This is a genomic window from Streptococcus mitis (genome assembly GCF_946190065.1).
In the GTDB taxonomy this organism is placed as follows: Bacteria; Bacillota; Bacilli; order Lactobacillales; family Streptococcaceae; genus Streptococcus; species Streptococcus mitis_DE.
This window is the reverse complement of record NZ_CAMHZD010000013.1, coordinates 51,475-60,001: the sequence shown is the minus strand read 5'-3', so window position 1 is coordinate 60,001 and position 8,527 is coordinate 51,475. Positions and strand designations below refer to the sequence as shown.

Below are 8,527 nucleotides of genomic sequence, written 5' to 3'. Positions count from 1 at the left end.
GTAGTAGCGAATCCAGATGCTCTCACTCCAGAAGAGAAGAAAGCAATCGAAGATAAGGTTAAAGCAGTCAACCCAGGTTCAACTGTAGTAGTAGACGATAAAGGCAACGCCACAGTCACAACTCCAGAAGGGAAGACAGCGGTTATCCCAGCGTCAGACTTGACTAAGTCAGAAGCGGATGCAGCTAAACCAAACGCAGGCAATGATATCGTTAAACCAGCAGATAAGACTGTGGTAGCGAACCCAGAAAAACTTACAGATGCTGAGAAGAAAGCCATCGAAGACAAAGTTAAAGCAGTGAATCCAGGTGCGACTGTAGTAGTAGACGATAAAGGAAATGCGACAGTTACAACTCCAGAAGGTAAGACAGCAGTAATTCCAGCGTCAGACTTGACTAAGTCAGAAGCGGATGCAGCTAAACCAAACGCAGGCAACGACATCGTTAAACCAGCGGACAAAACTGTAGTAGCTAACCCAGACAAACTTACAGATGCTGAGAAGAAAGCCATCGAAGATAAGGTTAAAGCAGTCAACCCAGGTTCAACTGTAGTAGTGGACGACAAAGGCAACGCGACAGTTACAACTCCAGAAGGTAAGACAGCGGTAATTCCAGCGTCAGACTTGACTAAGTCAGAAGCGGATGAAGCTAAACCAAATGCAGGTAACGATGTGAATACACCAGCAGCTAAAACTGTAGTAGCTAACCCAGATAAACTTACAGATGCTGAGAAGAAAGCCATCGAAGATAAGGTTAAAGCAGTAAATCCAGGAGCGACTGTAGTAGTAGACGATAAGGGCAACGCGACAGTTACAACTCCAGAAGGTAAGACAGCGGTCATTCCAGCAACTGATTTGGTGAAAACACAAGATGATATCACTAAAGAAAATGCAGGTAATGATGTAAATACACCAGCAGCTAAAACTGTAGTAGCTAACCCAGATAAACTTACAGACGCTGAGAAGAAAGCCATCGAAGATAAGGTTAAAGCAGTCAACCCAGGTTCAACTGTAGTAGTGGATGATAAGGGTAATGCAACAGTAGCTAAAGGTGATGGTACAGTTCTTAACATTCCAGCTTTAGACCTAGTCATTCCAGCAGATGATTTGGCAGATGCAGCTAAGAATACAGCTGTTAAAACTCCTGCTATTCGCACATTAGTAGCTGATAAGGAAAAATTAACAGATGCTGAAAAAGCAGCAGTTAAGAAAGCAATTGAAGCAGTAAATCCAGGAGCGACTGTAGTAGTAGACGATAAAGGGAACGCAACAGTCACATTAGATGGAAATACAGTATCAATTGCAAAAGACCAATTAGTGAAAACAGCAAGTGATGTAACAGTTAAGAATAGCGGAGATAACATCAACCTTGACTTCGAAAAAGAAACAGTAGCAGACCTCAATAACTTAACAGATGCAGAAAAAGAAGCTGCAAAAGTTAAGATTAAAGGAGCAAATGCTGATGTGGTAGAAGTTATTTTCGATAAAGCAGGAAATGCAACTGTTGTAACTAAAGATGGTAAAGTTTTAGCAATTGCCGCTGAAGATATCTTTAAACAACGTCCTTCAGCTCCAAACAATGGTGGAAATGGAACTTCTGGCAATAACGCAGCTAATAACACTGATGCAAAAGTGAATAAAGCTAAGTTAGAAGGTGCTATCCATCAATTAGATGAATTGATCATTAAAGAATCAGCTAAGCTTGATGCAGAAACTGCAAAAGAAGCGAATGCATTATCAGCAGATGCTAAGAAAGTATTTGCTAATGCAGACGCAAGTCAAGCAGAAGTGGATGCAATGGTTAAACGTATCGAAGACTTCATGGCGAAAGTTGCTTCATCAACTGATCATGCAACTCCAGCTACTACTCAAGCAGCAGCTAATGCTAGCCAAGAAGCAGCAACAAATGCGCGTAAAGCAGCTAAAGAATTGCCAAATACAGGTACAGCAGATTCTACTGTAGCTATGGTAGCAGCTGCCGCAAGTGCAGTACTTGGTCTTGGTCTTGCAGGCCGTCGTCGTAAAGAAGACGAAGAAGCTTAATTGGTAGATTGTTGGATAATTATCAGATGATAAGTCCGATTTTCAAAGCTTAAACAAGTACCTCTCATAAGAAAATCTCCTAGCAGTAAAGTCTGCTAGGAGATTTTTGCATTTCAGAAAGTGGACGGATGACTTGGCAACCAGCTGAGGGTAAAGGTTAGCTGTTCAGCTTTTAGGAGGTCTTGGTGTTGAATAGTTGATACGAGTGTTTTATCCAGTCGGCATTCTTTTACAAAGTTAAAATGGCTGTGGTTTTGTTTAGAATGGATATCCAGCCATTTACCTTCTTTAGCCAGATAGACTCGGAGATGGCCAAAGAGAGGGATTCCGAGGTCATAGCTTGGTTTTCCTGGACAGGTCGGATAAAATCCGAGAGCTGACCAGATATACCAAGCCGAGAGACTACCGTTATCCTCATCACCAGGATAGGCTTGCCAGTTTGCGTGAAAGGCTTTCTGACGGAGAGTCTTGATGAGAAGGGCAGTGTAGTCAGGATAGTCGCTGTAGCGGAAGAGATAAGGAATGTGGAAGCTCGGCTGGTTGGAAATAGCGACTTGTCCAAACGGAGCTGTAGCCATTTCGCTCATTTCATGAATCTCGTAACCATAGCCTGTTGTCTCAAAGAGGGGAGCATCTTGACAGGTTTTCAAAAGATAGTTGCTAAAGGCTTCTTTTCCACCCATAAGTTGGATTAAGCCTGGGATGTCGTGGAGGACGCCTAAGGTTGCTTGGATGGCTGAACATTCGGCATAGTCGCGTCCCCAACTATAAGGAGAGAAGTCAGGGCGGAAGTTGCCTTGACTATCACGCGCTCGCATGTAACCTGTCTCAGCGTCAAATAGATGGCGGTAATTTTGTGATGCAGTCTTGTAGGTTTCAGCGATTTCTATTTTCCCTTGTTTTTCGGCACAGCTGGCGATACAAAAGTCACTATAGGCATAGTCTAGGGTGTGGCTGACGCTTTCGTGGTGGTCGGTAGAGAGGTAGCCTAGTTCTTGGTATTGGGCTAGTCCGTGACGACCATTGATGCCGAGAGGGTCGGCCTTGCTGGCTGTTTCAAGCATGGCTTGGAGGAGTTCTTCTTCTAGGTCAGGGGTCATGTCCTTGCAGGCGCTATCTGCGATAATACCGTCTAGTAGGGTACCGGGCATCATACCACGTTCATCTGGGGCTAGCCATTTTGGAAGGAAACCAGTATCGCGGTAGCTATTGAGAAAACCTTCTAAAAAGCGGTGATAGTGCTCCGGTATGATAAGGGCAAAGAGGGGGAAGGTGGTGCGGAAGGTATCCCAGAAACCATTGTTGCTGAAGAGGACACCAGGCTTGACAGTTCCAGTAGCCAAATCTATGTGGATGGCTTGTCCTGATTCATCAACCTCATAAAAAGTCTGAGGAAAGAGGAAGAGTCTGTAGAGACAGTGATCAAAGAAGGTCCGGTCAGCCTCTCCTGTCTTTATAACATCAAAACGATGGAGGAGATTTTCCCAGTCCGCTTGGGCATTTGCTTTACAGTTATCAAAATCTTCTTGAGGTAGATTAAGCAGAGCCTGAGAGTGCGAGATGAAAGAAGTCGCTAGCTGAATTTCAGCATGACTATCTGCTAAGTCAATTCGCCAGTCTCCACCTTCTTGGTTGATAGCAAGGATATCCGTATTCATTTGCAGGGTAGTGAACAGTATCAGTGGATTTTTGTTGGTTTCAGTTTTACCTTCTTGTCGCAGGGCAAGAATTCGCTTATCTACTTGCTCCACGGTCAGTTCATCTGCTGCGTGAAGATATAGAGAGAGGGCTTTGCCTTGCTTTTGTTCCAAACGAATAGAAGCACCATAGCAAGTCGGTGTGAGCTGGCTTTCAATCTGATAGCGCAGGGAGAAAATTTTCAGATAATGAGGTTGGAAAGAAGCTTTTTCGATATCATAGGAAGACTGGCGGTGAAAGAGGCTGTCTCCACCCAGTTGACCTGTGACAGGTGTCAGAAGGATCCAAGAGTAGTCCCCAATCCAAGGACTTGGTTGGTGGGTTAGTCGAATCCCCTGAAAGATAGGCAGATGCGGATCGAAAAACCAAGAGCCCTCCTGGTCACTGGTCTGGGGTACAAAGTAATTCATCCCAAAAGGCACGCCTGTGTATGGCAGGGTATTTCCCCGAGAGAAGGCATGCTTGCTGGCAGTTCCAAAGCGGGTATCGATGGTTTCGAGTAGTGGTTTCATAGTCTTTCCTTTCGCTGTTTTTCTACATTATATCAGAAAAATGGGGCCTTTAGAAAAGGAGCTTCAAAGATAACTATTTTGTAGAAAAATGACTATCATTTGTGTATGTATTTTCTGTCTCAAAAGCTATATACTGAAAATGAAACTTGTTTGAAAGAGGATACTGCACGATGATTTATTCAAAAGAAATTGTTCGAGAATGGCTAGATGAAGTGGCAGAGCGGGCTAAGGACCATCCAGAGTGGGTGGATGTTTTCGAGCGTTGCTATACAGACACCTTGGACAATACGGTTGCAATCCTAGAAGATGGTTCAACCTTTGTACTCACTGGTGATATTCCTGCTATGTGGCTTCGGGATTCAACAGCTCAACTCAGACCCTACCTTCATGTGGCTAAAAGAGATGCCCTCCTGCGTCAGACCATTGCAGGTTTGGTCAAGCGTCAGATGACCTTGGTACTCAAGGATCCTTATGCCAATTCCTTTAATATTGAGGAAAACTGGAAGGGGCACCACGAGACCGACCATACAGACCTTAATGGCTGGATTTGGGAACGCAAGTACGAGGTGGACTCGCTTTGCTATCCTTTGCAGTTGGCTTATCTCCTCTGGAAAGAGACTGGCGAGACTAGCCAGTTTGATGAGACTTTTGTCGCAGCGACTAAGGAAATTCTCCATCTGTGGACAGTGGAACAAGACCACAAGAACTCTCCTTATCGTTTTGTCCGAGATACGGACCGTAAGGAAGACACCTTGGTAAATGATGGATTTGGCCCTGACTTTGCAGTGACAGGTATGACTTGGTCAGCCTTTCGTCCGAGTGATGACTGTTGTCAGTATAGTTACTTGATTCCGTCAAATATGTTTGCAGTTGTTGTTTTGGGGTATGTTCAAGAAATCTTTGCAGAACTAGACTTAGCTGATAGCGAGAGTGTTATTGCTGATGCTAAGCGTCTCAAAGCGGAAATCCAAGAAGGTATCGAAAACTACGCCTACACAAGCAACAGCAAGGGCGAAAAGATTTATGCCTTTGAAGTGGATGGCCTAGGAAATGCCAGCATCATGGATGATCCAAACGTACCAAGTTTGTTGGCTGCGCCTTATCTGGGCTACTGCGATATCAACGACGAAGTCTATCAAGCAACTCGTCGTACCATTCTGAGCCCTGAAAATCCATACTTCTACCAAGGAGAATACGCTAGCGGTCTCGGAAGTTCTCATACCTTCTATCGCTATATCTGGCCAATCGCCCTTTCTATCCAAGGTTTGACAACAAGAGATAAGGCAGAGAAGAAATTCTTGTTGGATCAGCTGGTTGCTTGCGATGGTGGTACAGGTGTCATGCACGAAAGCTTCCACGTGGACGACCCAACTCTCTACTCTCGTGAATGGTTCTCTTGGGCTAACATGATGTTCTGTGAATTGGTCTTGGATTACTTGGATATCCGCTAAGGAACATGCTTTAGCGCAACTGATTCTTGGAAAGAATCATAAATTTACATCCAAAAACGTTAACAATAAAAATTTAAATTTAGAATGAGGTTTTACTTCATGGAAAATGTTGTCGTACATATTATCTCACATAGTCACTGGGATCGTGAGTGGTACTTACCTTTTGAAAGCCACCGTATGCAGTTGGTGGAATTATTTGACAATCTCTTTGATCTTTTTGAAAATGACCCTGAGTTCAAGAGTTTCCATTTAGACGGGCAAACTATTGTCCTTGATGACTACTTGGAGATTCGTCCTGAAAATCGCGACAAAGTTCAACAGTACATCGACGAAGGAAAATTGAAAATTGGTCCCTTTTATATCTTGCAGGATGATTACTTGATTTCAAGTGAAGCCAATGTCCGCAATACCTTGATTGGTCAGCAGGAAGCTGCAAAGTGGGGCAAATCCACTCAGATTGGTTACTTCCCAGATACCTTTGGAAATATGGGACAAGCGCCTCAAATCCTTCAAAAATCAGGCATTCACGTGGCCGCTTTTGGCCGTGGTGTGAAGCCGATTGGGTTTGACAACCAAGTTCTTGAAGATGAGCAGTTTACTTCCCAGTTTTCAGAAATGTACTGGCAGGGTGCGGATGGTAGTCGTGTCCTGGGGATTCTCTTTGCCAACTGGTACAGTAACGGGAATGAAATTCCAGTGGATAAAGACGAGGCCTTGGCCTTCTGGAAACAAAAACTGGCAGACGTGCGTGACTACGCTTCTACCAACCAATGGTTGATGATGAACGGTTGTGACCACCAGCCTGTCCAGAAAAATCTGAGCGAAGCCATTCGTGTGGCAAATGAACTCTTCCCAGATGTAACCTTTGTGCATAGTTCTTTTGATGAATATGTTCAAGCCGTGGAAAGTGCCCTACCAGAGCAATTGTCAACGGTTACAGGCGAGTTGACCAGTCAGGAAACAGACGGCTGGTACACACTTGCCAACACTTCTTCATCTCGCATTTACCTCAAACAAGCCTTCCAAGAAAATAGCAACCTCCTAGAGCAAATTGTAGAACCACTGACTATTATCACTGGTGGCCACAACCACAAGGACCAGTTGACCTATGCTTGGAAAACTCTTTTGCAAAATGCGCCACATGATAGCATCTGTGGTTGTAGCGTGGATGAAGTTCACCGCGAGATGGAAACTCGTTTTGCCAAGGTCAATCAAGTCGGAAACTTTGTCAAGACTAACCTTCTCAACGAGTGGAAGGGCAAAATAGCTACAGCTAAGGCTCAAAGTGACTATCTCTTTACTGTCATTAACACAGGCTTGCATGATAAGGTTGATACTGTCAGCACAGTGATTGATGTAGCGACTTGTGATTTCAAGGAATTGCACCCAACAGAGGGTTACAAGAAGATGGCTGCTCTTACCTTGCCAAGCTACCGTGTGGAGGACTTGGATGGTCGTCCTGTAGAGGCTAAAATCGAAGATCTCGGAGCTAATTTTGAGTATGATTTACCAAAAGATAAGTTCCGCCAAGCTCGTATTGCTCGTCAAGTGCGCGTGACCATTCCAGTTCACCTAGCGCCACTTTCTTGGACAACCTTCCAATTGCTGGAAGGAGAACAAGAACACCGCGAAGGCATTTACCAAAACGGGGTGATTGATACACCGTTTGTAACGGTAAGTGTGGATGACAATATCACAGTCTATGACAAGACAACTCACGAAGCCTATGAAGATTTTATCCGCTTCGAAGACCGTGGTGACATCGGAAACGAGTATATCTATTTCCAACCAAAAGGAACAGAGCCAATCTATGCAGAGCTTCAGGGTTACGAGGTCTTGGAAAACACAGCTCGCTATGCTAAGATTTTGCTCAAACATGAGTTGACCGTGCCTGTCAGCGCAGATGAAAAACTAGAAGAAGAGCAAAAAGGTATCATCGAGTTTATGAAGCGTGAAGCTGGACGTTCAGAAGAGTTGACAAGCATTCCTCTGGAAACTGAGATGACTGTCTTTGTTGACAATCCACAAATCCGTTGCAAGACTCGCTTTACCAACACTGCCAAAGATCACCGTATCCGTCTCTTGGTCAAGACTCATAACACGCGTCCAAGCAATGATTCTGAAAGCATCTATGAGGTGGTGACACGACCAAACAAACCAGCTGCTTCATGGGAAAATCCTGAAAATCCTCAACACCAACAGGCCTTTGTCAGTCTGTATGACGATGAAAAAGGGGTGACTGTATCCAACAAGGGATTGAATGAATACGAAATCCTTGGGGACGACACCATTGCAGTGACTATTTTGCGTGCATCAGGTGAGCTGGGTGACTGGGGCTACTTCCCAACACCAGAAGCTCAGTGTTTGCGTGAGTTTGAAGTTGAGTTTGCGCTTGAATGCCACCAAGCCCAAGAACGCTTCTCAGCTTTCCGTCGTGCTAAGGCCTTGCAGACACCATTTACCAGCCTTCAGCTTGCTAGACAGGAAGGAAGCGTGGCTGCGACTGGTAGCCTCTTGAGCCATTCTGTTCTCAGCATACCGCAAATCTGTCCAACAGCCTTTAAGGTAGCTGAAAATGAAGAAGGCTATGTGCTTCGCTACTACAATATGTGTAGTGAAAATGTACGTGTACCGGAAAGTCAACATCTCTTCCTTGACCTACTTGAACGACCATATCCAGTTCATAGAGGCCTCATTTCACCACAAGAGATTCGTACAGAATTCATCAAAAAAGAAGAAATTTAATTTCAAAAAGTAAACATAAAAGAAAGGAGGGGCGAAAAGGTAAGAACTAACTGCTGATTCGCCCCTTTTTATGGTAAAAAC

4 protein-coding genes are annotated in these 8,527 nt (G+C 44.4%); 3 read left to right on the top strand and 1 reads right to left on the bottom strand.

What is annotated here, in order from left to right; all coding sequences use genetic code 11:
* Nucleotides 1-2,040, top strand: a 2,040-nt coding sequence (locus OCF96_RS07030; RefSeq protein WP_261446793.1) for a MiiA motif-containing surface protein, incomplete at its 5' end; no start/stop codon positions are given.
* Nucleotides 2,041-2,153: 113 nt separating this feature from the next.
* Here OCF96_RS07030 and OCF96_RS07025 read toward each other — a convergent pair.
* A complete protein-coding gene (locus tag OCF96_RS07025; RefSeq protein ID WP_261446792.1) occupies nt 2,154-4,250 on the bottom strand; it encodes a GH92 family glycosyl hydrolase in 2,097 nt (698 codons plus the stop codon).
* A 170-nt stretch (nt 4,251-4,420) separates the two neighbouring features.
* Between OCF96_RS07025 and OCF96_RS07020 the strand changes: the two genes are divergently transcribed.
* Together OCF96_RS07020 and OCF96_RS07015 are read left to right on the top strand one after the other, a co-directional pair.
* Complete coding sequence (locus tag OCF96_RS07020; protein WP_020902646.1) at nt 4,421-5,701, top strand: glycoside hydrolase family 125 protein; 1,281 nt, start codon at nt 4,421-4,423, stop codon at nt 5,699-5,701.
* Nucleotides 5,702-5,800: 99 nt separating this feature from the next.
* Nucleotides 5,801-8,446 (top strand): alpha-mannosidase, encoded by a 2,646-nt coding sequence (locus OCF96_RS07015; protein WP_261446791.1) that lies wholly within the window; start codon nt 5,801-5,803, stop codon nt 8,444-8,446.
* The last annotated feature ends 81 nt before the right edge of the window (nt 8,447-8,527 follow it).

Coding starts and splice junctions, on each gene's coding strand:
- OCF96_RS07025 (WP_261446792.1), bottom strand. CDS start 4,250: ATGAAACCACTACTCGAAACCATCGATACCCGCTTTGGAACTGCCAGC.
- OCF96_RS07020 (WP_020902646.1), top strand. CDS start 4,421: ATGATTTATTCAAAAGAAATTGTTCGAGAATGGCTAGATGAAGTGGCA.
- OCF96_RS07015 (WP_261446791.1), top strand. CDS start 5,801: ATGGAAAATGTTGTCGTACATATTATCTCACATAGTCACTGGGATCGT.